The organism is Streptomyces sp. NPDC107581, from assembly GCF_055657175.1.
On the sequence record NZ_JBVKBH010000010.1, the window covers coordinates 146,636 to 165,863 of the forward strand.

Sequence of the window (19,228 nt, forward strand, 5' to 3'; positions counted from 1 at the left end):
GGACCGGGGACGATCCGGCCGGCCCGACGCGACCGTGGGGGGCATTGCCGGGCCGCGGCGCCGGCGGGTGGGCCGGGCCGCGGACGGCAGGTTCGGCGGTGGGACAGGCGGATCAGGTACAGGCGGATCAGGGACAGGCGCGGAGGAATTCGATGAGCGCCGCGTTCACCTCGGCCGGGCGTTCCTGCTGTGTCCAGTGTCCGCAGCCCGCCAGCTTGAGCGGCGGGCGCCGCAGGTTGGGCATGAGGTCGGGGAGCCGTTCGATGAGCTCCGGCGTACCGGGAAACGCGGGAACCAGGTCGCGGTCGCCGTAGATGTACAGGGCGGGCACGCTGACGACGGCGCCCTGCCAGGGCGCGGTCAGCTCCCAGTTGCGGTCGAGATTGCGGTACCAGTTGAGGGCCCCGGTGAAGCCCCCGGAGAAACTCTCCGTGAGCGAGTCGAGATCGTCCTCGGTGAACCACTTCGGCAGCACGTCGGGGTCGGGCATCGTCGCGAGCCAGCCCTGCACGGGGTCGACCAGTGGCTGCTTACCCGCTCCGGCGTCGGGAGCGTCGCCCGAGGCCCAGTAGAAGAACTTGCGCAAGGCGGTCCGGGTGTCTCGCGCGAACTCGGCGTCGGCGACACCGGGGCGGTTGAAGTAGTTCCAGTAGAAGCGGCCGTCGAACATCTTGTCCATGGCGGCCAGCGGAGGCTGCGTCCCCCGGAAGGGGGGCGGCACGCTCAGGCCGGCCACCCCGAGTACCATGTCCGGCCGCAGCAGTGCGGTGTGCCAGGCGACCGGCGCACCCCAGTCGTGCCCGACGACGTACGCCTTCTCCTCGCCCAGTGCACGGATCAGACCGATGACGTCGCCGACCAGGTGGAGGATGCTGTAGGCCTCGACATCGTCGGGATGGTCGCTGCGCCCGTATCCACGCTGGTCCGGGGCGACCACCCGGAACCCGGCCTCGGCCAGGGGAGCGAACTGGTGGTGCCACGAGTGCCAGGACTCGGGGAAGCCGTGCAGGAGCACCACCAGAGGGCCTGCGCCGGCCTCGGCGATGTGCAGTCGAACCCCGTTCACGTCAACCAATCGATGCTCAACCATGAACACGAGCGTACGCGCCGTGATCTTCACGCGTGCCATCAGCAGACCTCGCGGACGCAGTCTTCGTCCGCGGCCGAAGGCCGGCCGGACGCGATCGCCGGCGACGGACGGTGGTCCTCGCCCGGCAGAACAGCGCGGCGGTGCTGCAGGCGGACGCGGCGTTCCGAGCGGGCTTGTGAGGTACCGGAATTGGCGGCCTCGGGACCGCTGGGAACGGGGTCGTACACGGCTTCTGCGGGCCCCCGGCCGCGCTGCGGCCGTGCTGCGCGAGCCCTGGGCCGCCCGCCGTCCAGCAGCGTCTCACCCGCCCGCCCGTGCCCTCGGTACATCGGCTCTGACCTGGAGTTTTTCGCGGATCCGCATAGGCTGAGGGCTCGCGCTGTCGAGCCGCCTGACGGCCGAGGTACGGCGCGAAGGGGTGTGCCGGCTGCAGGAGTACGAGCGCGGAGTCGAGGTCACCGCGCCCGCCGCCACGGGAGAGGCGAGCGGAAGCGGGACCACCATCACCTTCCGGCCCGACACCGACATCTTCGGGACGGCGGAGTGCTCGTTCACCGTGCTGGCGGAGCGATTCAGGGAACTGGCCTTCCTGAACCGGGGCCTGGCCATCTCGTTGACCGACGAGCGCCCCCAGGGCGGGCCCCGGTCCGAGCGGTTCCGGTCCCCCGGCGGGGCGCGGGACTTCGTCGCCTTACTGGAGGCGGGGGACGGGGCGGCGCCCGTTCCCCCGGACTTGATCGGCTTCGAGTGCGAGGACCCCCGTACGGGGCGCACTCACGCGCGGCCCCCTGGGTGCACCCACGCCCGGCCCCCTGGGCGGGGCCGCAGTGCGCCCCGGCGCCGAAGTGTGAGCACCTGGTGCGCGCTTGTATCCCGGGAGTCACCCCGTCCGGGGTGGCTCAGGGCGCCGGGGTCCGGTCAGGACACCAGGGTCTGTTCCTCCAGCTCTGTCAGCTTCACGGTGCACAGGCCGCCGCGCTCGGCTCTGACATCCGTGACCTTCAGCTGGGTGCCGGGCGGAAGGATGAACTCCTCCTCGCCGGTGAACGCGGAGAAGCTGCGGATGCCCACGGCCCGGGCGGGGACCACCTCGAACAGCGTCCGCTTGCCGCGGCTGCCGAGGAACGCCTTGGCCACGCCGAGCTCGGACGTGCACGAGGACACACCCCACCAGGTCACGGTCCGCCCGAGCGGGTACTGCGCACGCAGGTCCAGTGACACTCCGCGCCACAACGGCTCGGACCGGGCCGGGAGGTGCGACACAGCCGAGAACAGCAGCCGCAGATACGGCAGGTAGGGAACGAGCCTGCTCCGGTCGGGGGAGCGCAGGATGGCGTTGATCTCCCGGTAGAAGGCGGACTCGCAGGTGTAGAGGTAGAGGGCGGCGATCGCGTCGGCGGACAGGCCGCCCGCCGCTTCGTCCGCCCGCCGCTTGCCGAACTCGTACGACCGGTCGACGTGCCAGCCCAGCCCGGACAGCAACGCGGCCACAGGAGCCACGGCCTCACGGAAGTCCATCAGCGGGGTCTCGAACACGCCCGTGATCGCGGGCAGGACGAGCCCCTCGTCCCTGACACCGGAGAGCCGGTCGAGGTACAGCTGGTGCAGTTCCATGGTGGACGCGATGAACACGCCCATACGGTCGGCGACATCGCCGTCGGCCCCGCCGGTGTCCGCCGCGAGGCTGTTCCAACCCGTGCTCGGCAGCCAGTCGACCGCGTCGGCGCCCAGCGACGCGAGGGCCGCGTTCACCATCTCGAAGTGGTCGCCGTCGCAGAAGATGTCACCCTGCGCCGCGGGATTGGCGTGGTCGATGTGCCGGACCTCGACCTCCGGGTACTTCTTCTGGAGTTCGAGAACGACCTTCTTCAGGCTGCGGGCGTGCGCCCCCCACCAGGCGAAGACGACCCCACGGTCCTCGTCCTCCGCGTTCTGTTTGGCCTTGAGGATCTCCTCGACGATCCGCTCGGCGACCGGCCGCCAGAACGCGGTGTGCCGGTCGGTCCCGATCGCACCGTCGCTGTTGGCCGTCAGCGCCGCGTTCAACAGCAGTACGCCCTGCGTCAGCATCGCCTGGAACCACTCCGGCGGCTGGACGGTGTCCTGCTTCTTCAGCAGCGCCCGAATGTCGGCTATCGGGGTCTTCTTGGGAATGCCGTACTTCCACATCGCCGCAGCCTTGATGATGCAGCGGATGCTGACCACCCTGCCGAACTGGCTGTCCTTCCAGTCGTGGAAGGTGTTGTCGAACATGGCGATGCCGGTGGCGCTCTCCGGCCGTGGGTACGGGTTCTGACCGAAGACGACGACCTTCCACTTGTGCGGCGCGTGGGGCTTGAGCGCCTGGAAGGTCAGCTCACGGACGGGGACGACCTCGGGGCTGCGACCCGGACCGATGAACGCGGCCGCGTCCGACTGCGCCTCGATGACCGGCTTCAGCAGGCCGAGCCACGGTTCACCGCCGCCCTTGAACAACTCCGTGAGGGCCAGCGGGTCGTTCGGGTCGGGCGTGGCAGGGGTGTGGGCGTCGCTCATGGCGAAGGGACTCCGAATCGTCGGACTGCGCTGGTGGATGCAGTGATCGGTGAAGTGGCCATGAGGCTATGTCAGCCCACTGACAGCCGCCTCCGGTTCGAGGGCCGGGTGCCGGGCGGGGCGGCTGCTCTGTCAGTGGGGCGCTGTAGCGTTCCGAGAAGTTGAGTGACCCGTTCCCGATCGGAGTGAACCATGACCGTAGACCGCGTGCAGTCGCCTCTCAGGGTGGTCCTGACCGACATCAACACCGCGGTGGTGGAGGCGTGGCGGGCGGCGTTCGCCGACACCCCCGAAATCGAGATCCGTGAGGGCTCACTGCTCGACGAGGACGTCGACGCCTGGGTCAGCCCCACCAACTCGCGGGGCCGGATGGACGGCGGGGTCGACGCGGTCATCAAGCGGTATCTCGGCGCGGGGATCCAACTGCGCGTGCAGAGGGCGATCCGCAGTCAGTTCGCGGGCACGCTGCCGGTGGGCAGCGCGGTGTGCGTCGCGTCCGGGGCCATCAAGCCGAGATTCCTGATCTCGACTCCGACGATGGAGACGTCGTCGGAGAACGTCAGCGAGACCCTGAACGTGGCGCTGGCCTGTGCCGCGGCGTTCCAGGCGATCCACCAGCAGAACAGGAAGGCGCCGGGGAGCATCCGGTCGGTGGCACTGGTCGGCATGGGCGCCCAGACCGGCCGGGTGCCGGCGCGGGTGTGCGCCAACCTGATGTGGACGGGCTACACCCTCTTCCACGACTATTCCTTCGATGACTACGACGACCTGCGCAGCACGATCGTCGCGCAGCTCGACGACATCGAGAGCGCGCCCGTGGAGAGGCGGGTCCGCATAGTGCCGCCCAAGCGTGCCGCACAGCGCCGCTGACGAGACGCTCGACCGCCCCTGCGGCGCACCTCCGGCATGCGGCGTACCCTTGGCGTGGGGAACGCCTCGAAGGTGACGGCCGATTCGCCGACGCGCGGTGACCCTGGTTCGTGATGGGGGATCGCGTGTGCGTTTCGCCCTGGCGGAACAGTGTGGGTTCTGCCAGGGCGAGCCGGACCGTTGACGGTTCCCGCGCAGTGTGCGGAACGTGGGGGCGTGCCGATGAGGCGTCAGACGGCGTTTCCGCACGGCCGGGTCATGAGGGCCGGTGGCGCTGGAGCGTGCCGGCCGGCGCCGTGCAAGTGCGGGTCAGCGGGTGAAGGTGAGCCGGTGTTCCTTGAGAGCGGCGCAATTGGAGCCGGACACCTGCACGTACACGTTGTTGATGGCTCCGCCCCAGTCGACGCAGTGAGCCTTGCCGTAGACGTAGGTCGGTCCCGCGTACGACGTGTACTGCCCGTAGTCCTCGTCGTCCTGGTCGGTGTCGGGGACGTAGATCCACGCGGACATGGCCACGGCGGCGCCCGGGTTGTTGCGGATGGTTGCGACGCAGTTCTTGCCGTTCGAGGAGTTGTACGTCAGGTAGACGCTGCCCAGCGAACCGACGGGCGCCGAGTTCACCGTCTTGTAGCCGCTTCCGCAGACCTTCTGCGGTGTGGTGTTGGCCGCGGCCGAGGCGGGCGCCGCCAAGGCGGTCGTGGCTCCCACCGAAAGGGCCGCCAACGCGGTGGCTGCCAGGGCGGAACGAGTGAATCCCATATTTCCTCCGTGCGGGTCTTGGAGGTGGTTGCTCCTGTCTTGTGTGACCCGCAAGGGTTGCAAATGGTTGTGCACCGGTTCGCGGGAGGATTCGGACCGACCCGGATTGGGGCCGACCCGGATTCGGGACATCAGGTGATGCGCGCCCGATGGCCTCTCCCATCCTCCAGTGCAGGCCGTCTCGGCGCTCCGTGTAGCGAACTAGTGTTCGATATGCGTCCCTGTCCATCACGAGGATGAGGGCCTCGTCGGGCCGGACCCGGCGGATCCGATCGCCCGCCCCTCCCGGGGCGGCGCGGGACTGCACCAGCCGGTCGGCCGAGTGGCTGGGCGGTGCCAGTCGGTCGGCGGGGCGGCGGGGCCGCACCGGTCAGTCGGCGGGGTGGTTCCGGACACCTGGCGGATGTTGCGGCGGAAGGCTCTCGCCGACCCTGGATCACATGGGTCACGACGTGGCGTCGCCGGTTCCGTCCGCTGCCATGGCGGCACGGGGTCGCTCCGCTGTCCTGCTCGTCCTGCGGGTGCCCTGCTCGTCCTGCGGGCCGGGCCGTCGGTCCTTGCCTGGACCGGGATCTTCCGGTGTGGACCGGTGGTGCAGCTCTCACGCCACCACCGCACCAGCCCGACTGATCGAGTGACCGTTGCGTGGTCTCGCACCGTCCGGAGGCGTGCCGGGCCAAGAAGGAGGTTGGTCTCATGACGATCCGCCTGACGTTTCTGTGTGCGCCCGGTGGTGACGCCGCCCTGGATCCGCTCCTTGGTGACGCACCTCTGAGTGAGTGCGGCATGCGTATGGCCAGCGCCGCGGGAGCAGCGTTCCCCCTCCGCGGGCCGTCCGTCCGGGCGCCCTCGATCCGCTGCTCGCAGACCGCTGACGCCTACGGCCTGGCGGCAGTGCCCGAGCCTGCGCTGCGCGATCTCGACCTCGGCGAGTGGTGCGGTCGTACCGTCGACGAGGTCGCCGCGGACGACCCTCATGGGTTCACCACCTGGCTCAAGGACCCGGATGCCGCGCCACACGGCGGTGAGTCCGTGCGCCAGCTGTGCCGCCGGACGGCGGACTGGCTGAGCGGCGTGGCGCCCGACACGGGCGTCGCCGTGGCCGTCACCGAAGCAGCCGTTGTCAGGGCCGCGCTCATTCACGCCCTGGCCGTACCGGCAAGAGCGTTCTGGCATTTGGCTGTGCCGCCCCTGTCCGCGATCGTCCTTACCTGGCGAGGCGGCTACTGGGACGTCCGGCTCGGCCACGCCAGTCCCCAGGAGGCCCCGCGGTGGGTCCTGTCACGATCGGCAACCCGCGCACACACCGAGAGTGATCAGGTCTCTCCTTCCCGCCCGGGCCACGGACAACGATCAAGCCTGCCCCGGGAGACGATCTTCGTCGGCTGCGGATAGGGGCTGCGGACAGGCCCTGACAGGTCACTTTCAGGGGAACGGTTCCTCCGAGCTGTTGCACGGTCCGGCGCACAACCCGACGGCACGCACAAGCTCCCCCACCGTGACTGCGGTGAAGGGAGCTTGAGCGTGCCGGGCTTCGGGAGCGAGGCCCACGGACGCGGGGTGAGACCCCAGTTCAGGTGTGGTCGTCGAACTCGTCCTGGATGTCGTCCATCGACTGCTGACGTGCCTGCTGCCGGTCCTCGGAAGCCTTGCCCTGGGTCTGCTCACCGCGCTGCTGTGCCTGCTGCCTGGCCTGCTGGGCCTTTTCCTTGGCCTTCTGTGCCTTGGCCTGCATTTCGTCCTTCATACCCATCGGGGTTCACTCCTTGGGTGGGGGGATTGAGCCCAGACTTGCATCAGGATTCGGCAGCCGCATCTCGGACCGTCACGCATGGTGATGAGCGCGGTGCGCCATCGACCAGCGAGGGGCCGCCTCCGGAGAGCTGGTGCGCGGAGGGCGGTGAGGTGCCGAAACGGGGTACGGCCGGGCAGACCTAGGGCCACAGGGCGGGCGTGTTCCTGATGAAGGTGTCAAAGCCCAGCGGGGGGCGCCCGAGCAGTTCCGCGACGTCGTTCGTGGCCCGGTCGTACCGGTTCTCGCGGTGCAGCCGCGCCATCGTGGCGATGTGCTCGAAGACGTGGGGTGGCAGGTCCGCCCTCTTCAGATCATGTTCCAGCCACTCCTCGTACGGCACGTCGACGTAGGTCACGGCGCGGCCCAGAACAGTGGCGAACTCGGCCGCGATGGCGGCCATGTCACGCGAGTGCGCCCCGGTCAGTTGGTAGACGCGACCGGGCGGCGGCGGAGTCGGGGCGAGCAGGAGACGTGCGATGACTTCTGCGACGTCGTCGGCGGCGACCGGCGAGGTGCGGGCGGAGCCGAACGGGAGGCGGATCGTGCCGTCTCGCAGGATCGAGGCGACAGCGATCCGTGCGAAGAGCGGATTCTCCATGAACACCGTGGGCCGCACATGGACGACCGGTGCCCCCGACCAGTCGAGGACGTGCTCGGCGAGCCAGTGCAGTCGTTGCTGCCGGGATTCGGCATCTCTGGTGAGGTCCATCTGCGAGACCGTCATCTGCGAGATGCTCACCAGCAGATCGAGGCCGTCGGCCTCCCGCGTGGCCGCTGCGACCGTCGCCGCGGCCTCCAGGTAGACGGGCGACACACTCATCCCGAAGTAAGCCCGGCGGCATCCCGCCAGCGCCTCCACCACGTCGGCGCCACGTGTCAGGTCGCCGACCACCACCTCCACGCCAGACATGGCCCGCAGGGCCGAGGCCCGGTCGTCGTCGTGGTGCACCAGAGCCCGGACCGGCACGTCCTGGGCATGCAGCCGGTCGAGGACCGTGCGCCCGACTCCGCCGACTCCGCCGCCAACACCGGTGACAAGAACGGGTCGGACGTGCACGGCGATCGCCTCCTGCCTTTCCGGACCGGAGCACCGGCCCGCTCGGGACGATCCCACCCTAGGGGCTGACCAGGGGGTCACCCGTGCAGCCGCCGCCGCAGCGCGGCGAAGACCCCCGAACCGCGGAACAGCGTCCACCGCAGAAGACCGGGCAGGGGCCGGCGGTAGCGCTGTGTGCGTCCGGCACCCCCTCTTCGGCCCGCGCACCGGGCATGGGGGTCCGGGGGATTCGGCGGGAGCGCTCCACCCGCGCCACGACGGCTGTCGCTCGCGCCGGGACCGTGCGGGTGCCTTGCGGCGTGCCGGAGGGTGTCTTGCCGCCGCCGGACACAGGTGCCTCCTAGCCTCGGGGGCATGCTGGGGCTTCCTGCTCACGTCCGTGCCTGTCTGTTCGACCTCGACGGTGTGCTCACTCAGACCGCGAAGGTGCACGCCGCTGCCTGGAAGGAGATGTTCGACGGCTATCTCCGCGAGCGCGCCGCCCGTGAGGGGACCGCGTTCGTTCCCTTCGACGCGATGGACGACTACGACGAATATGTGGACGGGCGGCCCCGTGAGGACGGGGTGCGCACGTTCCTGGCCGCACGGGGGGTGCACCTGCCCGAGGGTTCGCCGGACGATCCACCGGAGTCGGAGACCGTGAACGGACTGGGCACCCGCAAGAACGACCTGGTGCTGAGCCGGATCCGTGAGGAGGGAGTGGAACCCTACGAGGGCTCGGTCCGCTTCGTTCATGCGGCGCGGGACGCCGGTCTGCGCCGCGCGGTGGTGTCGTCCAGCGCCAACTGCCGGGACGTCCTGGTGGCGGCCGGTATCGAGGACCTGTTCGACGAGCGGATCGACGGGGTGGTGGCGCGTGAGCGTCGGCTGCGGGGCAAGCCCGCTCCGGACACCTACCTGGAGGCGGCCCGCGCACTGGGGGCGCAGCCGGCGGAGGCCGCCGTGTTCGAAGACGCCCTGGCCGGTGTGGAGGCGGGGCGGGCGGGGCGTTTCGGACTGGTCGTGGGGGTCGACCGGGTGGGCCAGGCAGAGCAGCTGCGGGCACACGGAGCGGATGTGGTGGTCCGTGACCTGGCGGAACTTCTGGAGTCGCGGTGATCACCCATCCCAGCTTCACGATCGAGCCGTGGTGCCTGCGCGAGACCGAGTTGAACCTGGACGTGCTGGCCCAGAGCGAGTCGGTGTTCGCCCTCTCCAACGGGCACATCGGGTGGCGCGGGAACCTCGACGAGGGGGAACCTCACGGGCTGCCCGGCGCGTACCTCAACGGCGTCCACGAGCGCCATCCACTGCCGTACGCGGAAGCGGGCTACGGCTATCCCGAGTCGGGCCAGACGATGATCAACGTCACCGACGGAAAGATCATCCGGCTGCTGGTCGACGACCACCCGTGCGATGTGCGCTACGGCCGGCTGCTCGCGCACGAGCGGGTTCTGGACTTCCGCTCCGGTGTGCTCAGCCGGACCGCGCAATGGACCTCGCCCGGCGGCCGCACGGTCCGCATCACCTCGCGGCGGCTGGTGTCCTTCACACAGCGGGCAGTGGCCGCGGTGGTCTACGAGGTCGAGCCGGTCGACGGGCCCGCCACGGTCGCCGTTCAGTCCGAGCTCGTCGCCAACGAGCAGCTGCCGCGCTTCGAGGGCGACCCGCGCGTCGCGGCGGCGACCGAGTCCCCGCTGGTGGCGGAGGAGCACTTCGCGCAGGAGACCCGACTGCGCCTGGTGCACCGCACCGGCCGCAGCACGCTGCGGGTGGGAGCAGCGGCCGACCATCTCGTCGAGGGACCGGAGAGCACCCGCTGGACGGCACAGAGCGAGCCCGACGTCAGCCGTCTGACCGTGACTGCGGACCTGATGCCCGGACAGCCGCTGCGGCTGGTCAAGTTCGTGGCCTACGGATGGTCGGGGGAGCGTTCACTGCCTGCCGTGCACGACCAGGTGGACGGAGCCGTGGCGGCCGCGGTCAGCACCGGCTGGGACGGGCTGGTCGCCGGACAGCGGGCCTACCTGGACCGGTTCTGGGCCGGCGCGGACGTGGAGGTGGAGGGGGACGCGCAGATCCAGCAGGCGGTGCGGTTCGCTCTCTTCCACGTGCTCCAGGCCGCGGCCCGCGGGGAGAACCGCGCCATTCCCGCCAAGGGACTGACCGGCACCGGGTACGACGGGCACTCCTTCTGGGACACCGAGTCCTACGTGCTGCCGATGCTGACGTTCACCGCGCCGGAGGCGGTCGCGTCGGTTCTGCGGTGGCGCCACAGCACGCTGCCGGCAGCGCGTGAACGCGCCGGTCAGCTGGGGCTGTCGGGCGCGGTCTTCCCCTGGCGGACGATCGACGGTGCCGAGTGCTCCGCCTACTGGCCGGCCGGGACGGCTGCCTTCCACATCAACGCCGACGTCGCCATGGCCGCGGTCCGGTACGTCATGATGAGCGGCGACGAGGAGTTCGAGCGCGGTCCGGGGCTGGACCTCCTCGTGGACACCGCCCGGCTGTGGCGCTCCCTCGGCCACCACGACGCGGAGGGTGTCTTCCACATCGACGGCGTCACCGGACCTGACGAGTACAGCGCCATCGCCCGGGACAACCTGTACACCAACCTGATGGCCCGCCAGAACCTGCTGGCGGCCGCGGACCTGGCCACACGCCTGCCGGACCGGGCGGATGAACTCGGTGTCGACGACGAGGAGGCCGCGGCCTGGCGGGACGCCGCGAACCGCATGGCGCTGCCGTACAACGAGACCCTCGGCGTGCACGAACAGTCCGCCGGGTTCACGCACTTCCAGCGCTGGGACTTCGAATCGACCCCGCCCGAGAACTACCCGCTCCTGCTGCACTACCCCTACTTCGACCTGTACCGCAAACAAGTGGTGAAGCAGGCAGACGTGGTGCTGGCGATGGTGGAGTGCCCCTACGCGTTCACCGACGAGGAGAAGGCACGCAACTTCGCCTACTACGAGGCGCTGACCGTCCGCGACTCCTCCCTGTCGGCATGCTGCCAGGCGGTGCTCGCCGCCGAGACCGGACACCTGCGGCTGGCCTACGCCTACCTCAGCGAGGCCGCGCTGATGGATCTGGACGACCTGGAGCACAACACCCGGGACGGACTGCACATCGCTTCCCTCGCCGGGACGTGGATCGCCCTGATCGCAGGCTTCGGGGGTCTGCGCCGGCACCTGCGCGAAGACGGGCGGCCGGACCTGCTGGGCTTCGCACCGCGCCTGCCCGAAGCGCTGTCCAAGGTGGCCTTCACGGTGCTGGTCCGTGGACGCAGGCTGAGGGTGGACATCGGTCAGACCCATGTGCGCTACCGGCTGGTGGAAGGCGCACCGCTGGACGTGCTGCATTACGGAGAGCCGATGACCGTGAGCGCCGATGCGCCGGTGGAGCGCCGGATGCCGCCCGTACCCGAACGCCCCGAGCCGCAGCAGCCGCGGGGCCGCGCCCCGGCGGGCCAGTCCGGCGGCGAGGAATCCCGGGCAGGGACGGCGGAGTAGGTCCGGAGTGGTCCGGAGTGGTCCGGAGTGGTACCGGGGGAGAGCAGCAGGCAGGAGCACTGCGCAGGAGAGGCACACGCGAGTGGAGGGGGTACGAGCGGTCACGCCCGTACCCCTCGCCGGTGTGCGCTGGCGACTCGTGGCCGGCGCCAGGAGACGTGGGTCACACGCGAGCGTGTCACAGCCGGGCGGGCCACCTCGTCTGAGGGGTGTAGCCACTGACGACCACGGAGGAGCACACGATGGACTCGCGACTCGACTACTTCGCCAGCCCGACGGCCGGCAAGGCGCTCAAGCACTTCATGTCGGCGGGCCGGGCGCTCAAGGAGACGTCGCTGCCGGCCGCGACGCAGGAGCTGGTGGCGCTGCGCGTGAGCCAGATCAACGGCTGCGCCGTCTGCATCGACATGCACACCAAGGACGCCACTGCCGCCGGTGAGACATCGGTGCGCCTGAACCTGGTGGCGGCATGGCGGGAGGCCAAGGTCTTCACCGAGGCCGAGCGTGCCGCGCTGGAGCTGGCCGAACAGGGCACCCGGGTCGCGGACGCGGCCAGTGGTGTCAGCGACGAGGTGTGGGCGCGCGCCGCCGAACACTACGACGAGGAGCAGCTCACCGCCCTGGTGATGCTGGTGTCGTTCATGAACACGGTGAACCGGCTGAACATCATCACCCAGCAGCCGGCCGGCGACTACGAGGCCGGACAGTTCCACTGAACTGCTGTCGGCAACCGGTCCCGGCGCCGGGTGACGAACCCCGGCCCCGGGACCCGGGGCCGGGGTGTTGCTCCGCCCCGCCGACGGACCCGATGATCACCGGAAGACATCCGCAGCGGCGGGTACGACCGGGCGGCAGGACGGCAGGGGGACGCGGCGTGAGCAAGGTCGAGGAGTTCGAGGAGCTGCGACCGCTGCTGTTCTCGATCGCCTACAGGATCCTGGGCAGCGTGGGCGAGGCCGAGGACGCGGTGCAGGAGACGTGGCTGCGCTTCGACGGCTCGGCGGCCCGGGTCATGTCGGCCAAGGCCTTCCTGTCCGCCACGGTGACCCGGATCTCGATCGACGTGCTGCGCTCGGCACGGGTCAGGCGGGAGGAGTACGTCGGGCCGTGGTTCCCCGAGCCGCTGCTCGCCGACCCCTATGAGGACCCGGCACGCTCGGCGGAGCTGGCCGACTCGGTGTCCATGGCGGCGCTGCTGCTCCTGGAGCGGCTCAGCCCGCTGGAGCGGTCGGTGTTCGTGTTGCGCGAGGTGTTCGGGTTTGGATTCGACGAGGTCGCCTCGGCGGTGGGACGGTCGGAGGCGGCGTGCCGGCAGCTGCTGGTGCGGGCACGGCGGCACATGCAGGCGGGGCGGCCACGATTCGAGGCGGACCGCCAGGAGCGGCACCAGCTGGCCGCGCGGTTCTTCGACGCCCTGCGCGAAGGCGACGTCGGCGGACTGAGGGAGCTGCTCGCCGCCGATGTGTCGATGGTCGGGGACGGCGGCGGCAAGGCCCCGCAACTGGCCAGGGCCGTCGTCGGCGCCGAGAACGTGGCCCGGCTGCTGGCCTCCGTCTTTCCTCTGATGGCCCGGATCGACGTGACGTTCGAGCCGCACGAGGTCAACGGCCGGCCCGGCGCGATTTTCCGCGACCGGGACGGGAAGGTGCTGCACATCCTCGCCCTTGAGATGCTCGACGGGCAGATCCAGACCATCCGCTCCGTGATCAATCCCGAGAAGCTCGGTCACATCGGGCCGGTCGCCGACGCGTGGGCCGTCGACCGCGAGGTGAGGCAGGCCCGTCGGCGCATGAGGTGACACACACCGTCTCCCGGTGTCCGACCGGTCCGGGCACGGCAGTGCGCAGCGTATCGGCCGGATGCGGGCACGGGCTTTCCCCGGGAGGGTTCCGGTTGCAGGCTGTGGTGTGTGGTGTGTGCCCGTGCCCCGGCAGGGGAACCCGATTCGCCCGGGTGGGCACCTGGTGATCCAGTGGTCACCTGGTGAGAGGAGCCCATGTGACAGCGTCGGCGTCAGCGGCGGGCGGTCGGAACCAGGGAGCACCGGAGACCGGTTACGAACCGGATCCGCAACGCTGGCGGGCCCTGTGGGTCACCCTGGTGGCCGGCTTCATGAGCCTGCTGGACGTGACCATCGTGGCGGTCGCCCTGCCCACCATCCAGCGTGACCTGCACGCTTCCCCCGCGCAGGTGCAGTGGGTGGTGTCCGGATACGCCCTCACCTTCGCCCTGGCCCTCGTCACCGCCGGTCGCCTCGGGGACGCTCTGGACCGGCGCCGTATCTTCCTGCTGGCTCTCAGCGGGTTCGTGATCTTCAGCGCGGCCTGTGGCGCGGCTCCCGACATCACGCTGCTGGTCGCGGCCCGCCTCGCCCAGGGCCTGGCGGCCGGTTTCATGGCCCCGCAGAACTCCGCCCTCATCCAGCAGATGTTCCGCGGCGCCGAACGCGGTCGTGCCTTCGGTTTCTTCGGCGCCGTCGTCGGCATCTCCTCCGCCGTCGGCCCCATCACCGGCGGCGCCATCCTCGCACTGGCCTCCGGCGCCCAGGGCTGGCGGTGGATCTTCTACGTCAATGTTCCCATCGGCGTCCTCGCCGTCCTCCTCGGCCGCCGCCTGCTGCCCCGCACGCGGCCGTCCGGCCGGGGACACCTGGACCTGCCCGGCGTCCTGCTCCTCGGTCTCGGTGTCCTCGCGCTCATGTATCCGCTGGTCCAAGCGGACTCCGGCAGCCTCGGCAGCCTGTGGTGGCTGTTCCTCGTCGGTGCCGCGATCCTCGCCGTCTTCAGCCAGTGGGAGCGTCGTCTCCTCGCCCGGGGCGCCCAGCCGCTGCTCGACCCGCGCCTGTTCACCACCGTGCGGGGCTACGCCGTCGGCGCCGGCGTCGGCACGCTGTACTTCATCGGCTTCAGCGGCGTCTGGCTGGTGTTCGCGCTGTTCTACCAGCACGGCCTGGGTTTCTCCCCGCTCCGGTCCGGCCTCGCCGTGACCCCCTTCGCTCTCGGCTCGGCGATCGCGGCCGTGGTCTCCGGGCGGCTGGTGGACCGGCTCGGCCGTCTGCTCACCGTGTGCGGCGTCACGGGCGTGATCGTCGGCCTGGGCGGCACGGCACTGCTGCTCCGCTTCGCGCCTCTCGGCATCGCCCCCTGGGCCGCCGCCCCGGTCCTGTTCCTCGGCGGCATCGGCAGCGGCTTCGTCGTCGCCCCCAACATCACCATGACTCTGCGGGACGTGCCCGTGCACATGGCGGGTGCGGCGGGCGGTGCCCTGCAGACCGGGCAGCGGCTCGGCGCCGCGGTGGGCACCGCCGCCCTGCCCGGTCTCTTCTACCTGGTGCTCGGCAGGACCGACGACTACCGCAGGGCGCTGGCCACCGCGCTGGGCGCCGCCCTGATCGGCATGCTGGCGTCCCTGGCGCTCGCGACGTTCGACTGGCAGCGCGACCGGCGGGCGCGCCGACCGCACCGGAAGTGCCCGGACGAGGTCGCCAACAACCCCGTCCACGCCCGGCAGACCTGACCGGACGCGGGACACGTGCGACGGGATGAACGCTTGTCGCGTGCGTGACCCAGTGCAGAGGGACGAATCGCCTTGGCGCCTTGGCGCCTTGGCGTGGTGGCGCGGTGGCCCGGGGCCCGGTGGCCCGGGGCCCGGTGGCGGGGTGGAGCGGCGGCTCGGGGAACCGGCGATTGGTGGGTTGGTGGTCTGGCGGCCGATGGGATGTCGGCTCGATGGATTGTCGGCCGGTGGGTTGTCGGCGCGGAGACCTCTACACAGGGTTGTCCCGTAGCCAGGTCAGGACCTGCCCGGCGTGCTCGTTCGGCGGGAAGACGGGGTAGAAGACGTGCTCGATCACGTCGTCACGGACGATCAGGGTCAGCCGCTTGTACAGCGTCATCCCGCTGGTCTCGAACGTGGGCAGAGCGAGCGCTCGGGCCAGGCTCCGCGCAGGGTCGGAGAGCAACTGGAACGGCAGGCGGAGCCGCTCGACGACCTCCCGCTGATAGTCGGTCTCCTGGCTCGACAGGCCGAACACACCGACCGCGCCGGCGGCGAGCAAGTCCTGATGGTGGTCGCGGAAGCCGCACGTCTCGGGAGTGCAGCCGCGTGCTCCGGGGATCGAGTCCCAGCCGTCGGGCAGATCGGTGCCCGGGCGGCCCGTGAGCGGATAGACGTACATCACTGTCCGGCCTGCGCCGAGTGCGGCGAGGCGGATCATCTCGCCTCCGGTGCCCTGGAACTCCAGATCCGGCACCTTCGTCCCGGGTAGATGATCGGCTGCGCCGTCGTCCTCGGGGACGGGCAGATCGGCCGGCAGGCTGGTGTGGTCGGTCATCAGGTCCTCTCCTTCGTCGGCCGGTGAGACACGGCCAGTGCGGTGTGCGGTTCCCTCATATGAGCGATCGGCGCTGCTCGGCACGCCTCTCACCTCGAAGAACGCTAGTCCGCTTCCCTGACGTCGGGCACCCGTCCCGCAGCAGCATGCGGGTGCCGTCGGGGACGTACGGGCGTAGCCGGCCGGGAGCGTCGCCTTCGAGGCGATCGCTCCGTGCGCCCGCGACGCAGACCTTGAGCCGGAACCCGGGATCGGACCGGAACCGGGCGACGGACGGGGAGGCGGCGGGTACCTGCGGGCGGTTCGTGACGACGTTCCCGCAGCGCGGCGACCGGCCGGCTCGCGCCGGCTTCGAGCTCGGCCATGGGATAGTGCTGCGGTAGCTGGGGCCGGGTCCTGAGTGTCACGAAGCTGCGGAGGGTTACTTTGCGTTCCTTGACCTTCGTCATCGGTACGGGGCGTAGCGGCTCCACCGCGCTGTCACACATCCTCAACGCCCATCCGGACGTACTGAGCCTCAACGAGTTCATGGCCTCCGTGGGCGACGCCGCCTTCCCGGCGGGGGAGATGACGGGTGAAGGGTTCTGGCAGGCGCTCTTCCGGCCGGCCCCGCACTTCGACCGGATGATCCGTAGCGGCCTGCCGCTGCCGGAGTTCCTCTACACACGCCGCCCCGGGCGGTACTCGGCGGAGACCACGGGCATTCCTGCGCTCTCCCTGATGGTGTTGCCGCACCTCACCGACGACCCGGACGGGCTCCTCGACGACCTGCGCGCAGCGGTGGTCGGGTGGCCCGAACGCACTGCTCCCGAACACCACCGAGCGCTGTTCGGCCTGCTCTGCACGCGGTTCGGACGGACCGCCGTCGTGGAGCGCTCCGGTTACTCGACAGGCTGGGCACCGGGGCTGCGGACCGCCTTCCCGCAGGCGAAGTTCGTGCACATGTTCAGAGACGGACCGGACTGCGCGCTGTCCATGAGCCGCCACCCGGGATACCGCACGATCTCCCTGCTGCGCGAGATCAAGGCACGAGCGGGCATCGACAGTTTCGGCGACCTGACCGACGAGCACGTGCGCGCGCTGCCTGCGGACCTCTCGCCGCTGCTCGGCGAGCGCTTCGATCCTGCGCTGGTGCGCGACCGGGACATCCCGCTGCGGACGTTCGGAACCCTGTGGTCCGAACTCGTCACCGAAGGAACGGAGTTCCTCGGCCGACTGCCCGCCGACCAGCGCACCACGCTCGCCTACGAAAGCCTCCTCGACGATCCTGCCGAAGAGCTGACCCGTCTTGCCGAGTTCATCGGGGTCGCTCCCCTCCCGCAGTGGCTGCTCTCCGCGTCCGCACTGCTCGACCACAGCCGGCGTGGCTCGGCCCTCAGGCTGCCACCCGTCGAACTCGACGAACTGAGGGAGAGCTGCGCCCAGGGCACCCACGTCTTGCAGGCACGACCGATCGGGTGACGACGTCCTGGTCCCGCAGCCGGTCAACCCTGGCCAGATCCCCTCTCGACCCGGGCCGCCGGCCTCCCCGCCATCACCCGGGCCGCCGGCCTCCGGCCTTGATCTGGCTGCTTGGCTCCCGGCCTTGACCCGGGCCGCCTGGCTCCCGGTTGCGGGCACGCCGACGGCCGGGACCTCAGCCATCGTTTTCCGGGCCCTGCGGGAAGGGAACGCCGTTCGCGACCGGGGTGTGGTCCATCCGGGTGCCGTTGGCCGCTACGGGACTGATCGGTTCTCCGTCGGGCTACGCCCAACTGGGGCTAGGGCCGGAGCACGATCTTGCCGTGGGTGTGCCCCCGTTCCAGCTCGCGGAAGGCGTCGCGCACCTGGTCCAGGGGGTAGGTGCGGGCGACCGGCACCTCGAGCTCTCCGCGGGCGGCGAGCCGGGCGAGCTCACCGAGCACGACCGCGCACGCCGCCGAGCCCTCTCCGTAGGTCCGCGCGCCCACCTTGGCCGCGGCCTGCCAGTCACGGATCGTGTTGATCCGCTCGGGCCGCACGCCCAACTCCACCGCCAGCTCCACGTAGCCCTCGCCGAACGTGTCGATGAACGCGTCGACGCTCCCGTCGGCGGCCTGCCGGATCCGCTCGGCCGCTCCTTCCCCGTACTCGACCGGGACGACACCGCGATCCGTCAGCCAGGCGTGGTTCCGCTCGCTCGCCAGCCCGATCACCGTGGCGCCGCGCCGCCGCGCGAGCTGCACGGCAAGCGATCCGACGCCGCCCGCCGCACCGGACACCACGACCGTGTCGGCCGGTCCGGGGTCCACCGCGAACACGGTGGCGTATGCGGTCGTGCCGGCCACGTACAGCGACCCGGCCACGTCCCAGGGCAGCCCCTCCGGACGGGTGACCACGTTCACGTCGTCGACCACGACGAACTCCGCGTGGCTCGCTCTGTTGTGGGTGTAGCCCAGGACCTCGTCGCCCACCGCGAAGCCGCGCACCTGCGGGCCCGCCTCCACCACCACGCCGGCCAGATCGCTGCCCTGCCCGGAGGGGAACGTCGCCGGCCAGCGTCCGTGCCGCGCGCCTTCACGGATCATCACCTCGCCGGGCTGGATCCCGGCCGCGCGGACCTCGACCAGCACCTGCCCGGGGCCGGGCACCGGCCGTTCCACCTCCTCCACGCGCAGCACATCGATCCCACCGTACGCGTGGAACCGCACCGCCTTCATGCCGTGATCACCGCACTTCCTCGCTCGGACAAGCGTGGGACGGCCACGCCCCGGACGGGGCCACACATCGACCGCGCCACCGCCTCCAACAGCCCATGAGGGAAGCCGTATTCCCCAGCAACCGCCGCCCGACTCCTGGGGGCATACGGCAGCGTGTGCTCTCAACAGTGCTGCATGCCTCAGCAGACGCGTCAACCGTGGACTGCGGCCACCGGACGAGTGAGGGCAGCCCATACCGGCGAGGACCGGTGACACCGGGCGATGAGCTCCACCGGCGCGCCGACCGGCCTCCCACCCGTACCCGACGAACCTCCAGGAACGGTGAGGTCGCTCGCACGGCGGCAGGACCGTACTCTCCTCAGCCCCCGACGATCAGGGTGAGCCCATAGGCGGCGACCGCCAGGCACGCGCAGAAGCACAGGATCGATGCCATGGTGCCGATCTGCCGGCCGGTGCCGTGGGCTCGTTCTTCGCCGTCGCCGCCGGGCCAGGTGGCGATGCCGAGAGAGAACAGCACGACCGTGAGCAGCGTGACGCCGAGACTCACACCGAAGACGCCGCCGAGAGCACTCCAATGGACCTCCATCGTTCACCTCCTTCCGCCCGTGGACGGGACGGCC

16 protein-coding genes are annotated in these 19,228 nt (G+C 70.6%); 8 read left to right on the top strand and 8 right to left on the bottom strand.

The annotated features are described in order from the left end of the window. Positions 1–127 precede the first annotated feature (127 nt). Both ACZ7P3_RS25735 and ACZ7P3_RS25740 read right to left on the bottom strand, forming a co-directional pair. Positions 128–1,090: an alpha/beta fold hydrolase gene (locus ACZ7P3_RS25735; protein ID WP_472085399.1), complete on the bottom strand. Its 963-nt coding sequence runs from the start codon at positions 1,088–1,090 to the stop codon at positions 128–130. A 918-nt stretch (positions 1,091–2,008) separates the two neighbouring features. After that, the gene (locus ACZ7P3_RS25740; RefSeq protein WP_472085400.1) at positions 2,009–3,625 is read right to left on the bottom strand and encodes an ADP-ribosyltransferase domain-containing protein; all 1,617 of its coding nucleotides are present in this window, start codon (positions 3,623–3,625) and stop codon (positions 2,009–2,011) included. Between the two features lie 192 nt (positions 3,626–3,817). On the opposite strand from ACZ7P3_RS25740, the gene ACZ7P3_RS25745 reads away from it, so the two are divergent. Further along, positions 3,818–4,495, top strand: a complete 678-nt coding sequence (locus ACZ7P3_RS25745) for a macro domain-containing protein (RefSeq protein ID WP_472085401.1) — start codon at positions 3,818–3,820, stop codon at positions 4,493–4,495. 309 nt (positions 4,496–4,804) lie between these two features. On the opposite strand, the gene ACZ7P3_RS25750 is transcribed toward ACZ7P3_RS25745, so the two are convergent. Continuing rightward, the gene (locus ACZ7P3_RS25750) at positions 4,805–5,254 is read right to left on the bottom strand and encodes a spore-associated protein (RefSeq protein ID WP_472085402.1); all 450 of its coding nucleotides are present in this window, start codon (positions 5,252–5,254) and stop codon (positions 4,805–4,807) included. A 786-nt stretch (positions 5,255–6,040) separates the two neighbouring features. Between ACZ7P3_RS25750 and ACZ7P3_RS25755 the strand changes: the two genes are divergently transcribed. Beyond that, positions 6,041–6,649: a histidine phosphatase family protein gene (locus tag ACZ7P3_RS25755; protein WP_472085403.1), complete on the top strand. Its 609-nt coding sequence runs from the start codon at positions 6,041–6,043 to the stop codon at positions 6,647–6,649. Between the two features lie 178 nt (positions 6,650–6,827). On the opposite strand, the gene ACZ7P3_RS25760 is transcribed toward ACZ7P3_RS25755, so the two are convergent. Further along, positions 6,828–7,007 (bottom strand): hypothetical protein, encoded by a 180-nt coding sequence (locus ACZ7P3_RS25760; protein WP_472085404.1) that lies wholly within the window; start codon positions 7,005–7,007, stop codon positions 6,828–6,830. 181 nt (positions 7,008–7,188) lie between these two features. Then, positions 7,189–8,106: an NAD(P)H-binding protein gene (locus ACZ7P3_RS25765; RefSeq protein WP_472085405.1), complete on the bottom strand. Its 918-nt coding sequence runs from the start codon at positions 8,104–8,106 to the stop codon at positions 7,189–7,191. A gap of 354 nt (positions 8,107–8,460) precedes the next feature. Between ACZ7P3_RS25765 and ACZ7P3_RS25770 the strand changes: the two genes are divergently transcribed. The 5 genes from ACZ7P3_RS25770 (at position 8,461) to ACZ7P3_RS25790 (ending at position 15,113) form a co-directional block, all read left to right on the top strand. Then, on the top strand, positions 8,461–9,204 hold the full coding sequence (locus tag ACZ7P3_RS25770) for an HAD family hydrolase (RefSeq protein WP_472085406.1): 744 nt from the start codon (positions 8,461–8,463) through the stop codon (positions 9,202–9,204). Further along, entirely contained in the window at positions 9,201–11,597 is a 2,397-nt protein-coding gene (locus tag ACZ7P3_RS25775) for a glycoside hydrolase family 65 protein (RefSeq protein WP_472085407.1), read from the top strand. Before ACZ7P3_RS25770 ends, ACZ7P3_RS25775 begins: the two co-directional genes overlap by 4 nt. A gap of 242 nt (positions 11,598–11,839) precedes the next feature. Then, positions 11,840–12,313: a carboxymuconolactone decarboxylase family protein gene (locus tag ACZ7P3_RS25780; RefSeq protein ID WP_472085408.1), complete on the top strand. Its 474-nt coding sequence runs from the start codon at positions 11,840–11,842 to the stop codon at positions 12,311–12,313. A 158-nt stretch (positions 12,314–12,471) separates the two neighbouring features. Next, positions 12,472–13,395 carry an RNA polymerase sigma-70 factor gene (locus ACZ7P3_RS25785; RefSeq protein WP_472085409.1) on the top strand — a complete coding sequence of 308 codons (924 nt, stop codon included), beginning with the start codon at positions 12,472–12,474 and terminating at the stop codon, positions 13,393–13,395. A gap of 200 nt (positions 13,396–13,595) precedes the next feature. Next, entirely contained in the window at positions 13,596–15,113 is a 1,518-nt protein-coding gene (locus tag ACZ7P3_RS25790) for an MFS transporter (RefSeq protein WP_472085410.1), read from the top strand. 250 nt (positions 15,114–15,363) lie between these two features. On the opposite strand, the gene ACZ7P3_RS25795 is transcribed toward ACZ7P3_RS25790, so the two are convergent. Then, positions 15,364–15,930 carry a peroxiredoxin gene (locus ACZ7P3_RS25795; protein ID WP_472085411.1) on the bottom strand — a complete coding sequence of 189 codons (567 nt, stop codon included), beginning with the start codon at positions 15,928–15,930 and terminating at the stop codon, positions 15,364–15,366. 435 nt (positions 15,931–16,365) lie between these two features. Between ACZ7P3_RS25795 and ACZ7P3_RS25800 the strand changes: the two genes are divergently transcribed. Further along, positions 16,366–17,391, top strand: a complete 1,026-nt coding sequence (locus ACZ7P3_RS25800) for a sulfotransferase family protein (RefSeq protein ID WP_472085412.1) — start codon at positions 16,366–16,368, stop codon at positions 17,389–17,391. Positions 17,392–17,690: 299 nt separating this feature from the next. Here the strand turns inward: ACZ7P3_RS25800 and ACZ7P3_RS25805 are convergent, their stop codons facing one another. Then, entirely contained in the window at positions 17,691–18,608 is a 918-nt protein-coding gene (locus ACZ7P3_RS25805) for an NADP-dependent oxidoreductase (protein ID WP_472085413.1), read from the bottom strand. Positions 18,609–18,966: 358 nt separating this feature from the next. Next, complete coding sequence (locus ACZ7P3_RS25810) at positions 18,967–19,194, bottom strand: hypothetical protein (RefSeq protein ID WP_472085414.1); 228 nt, start codon at positions 19,192–19,194, stop codon at positions 18,967–18,969. Positions 19,195–19,228: the final 34 nt, after the last annotated feature.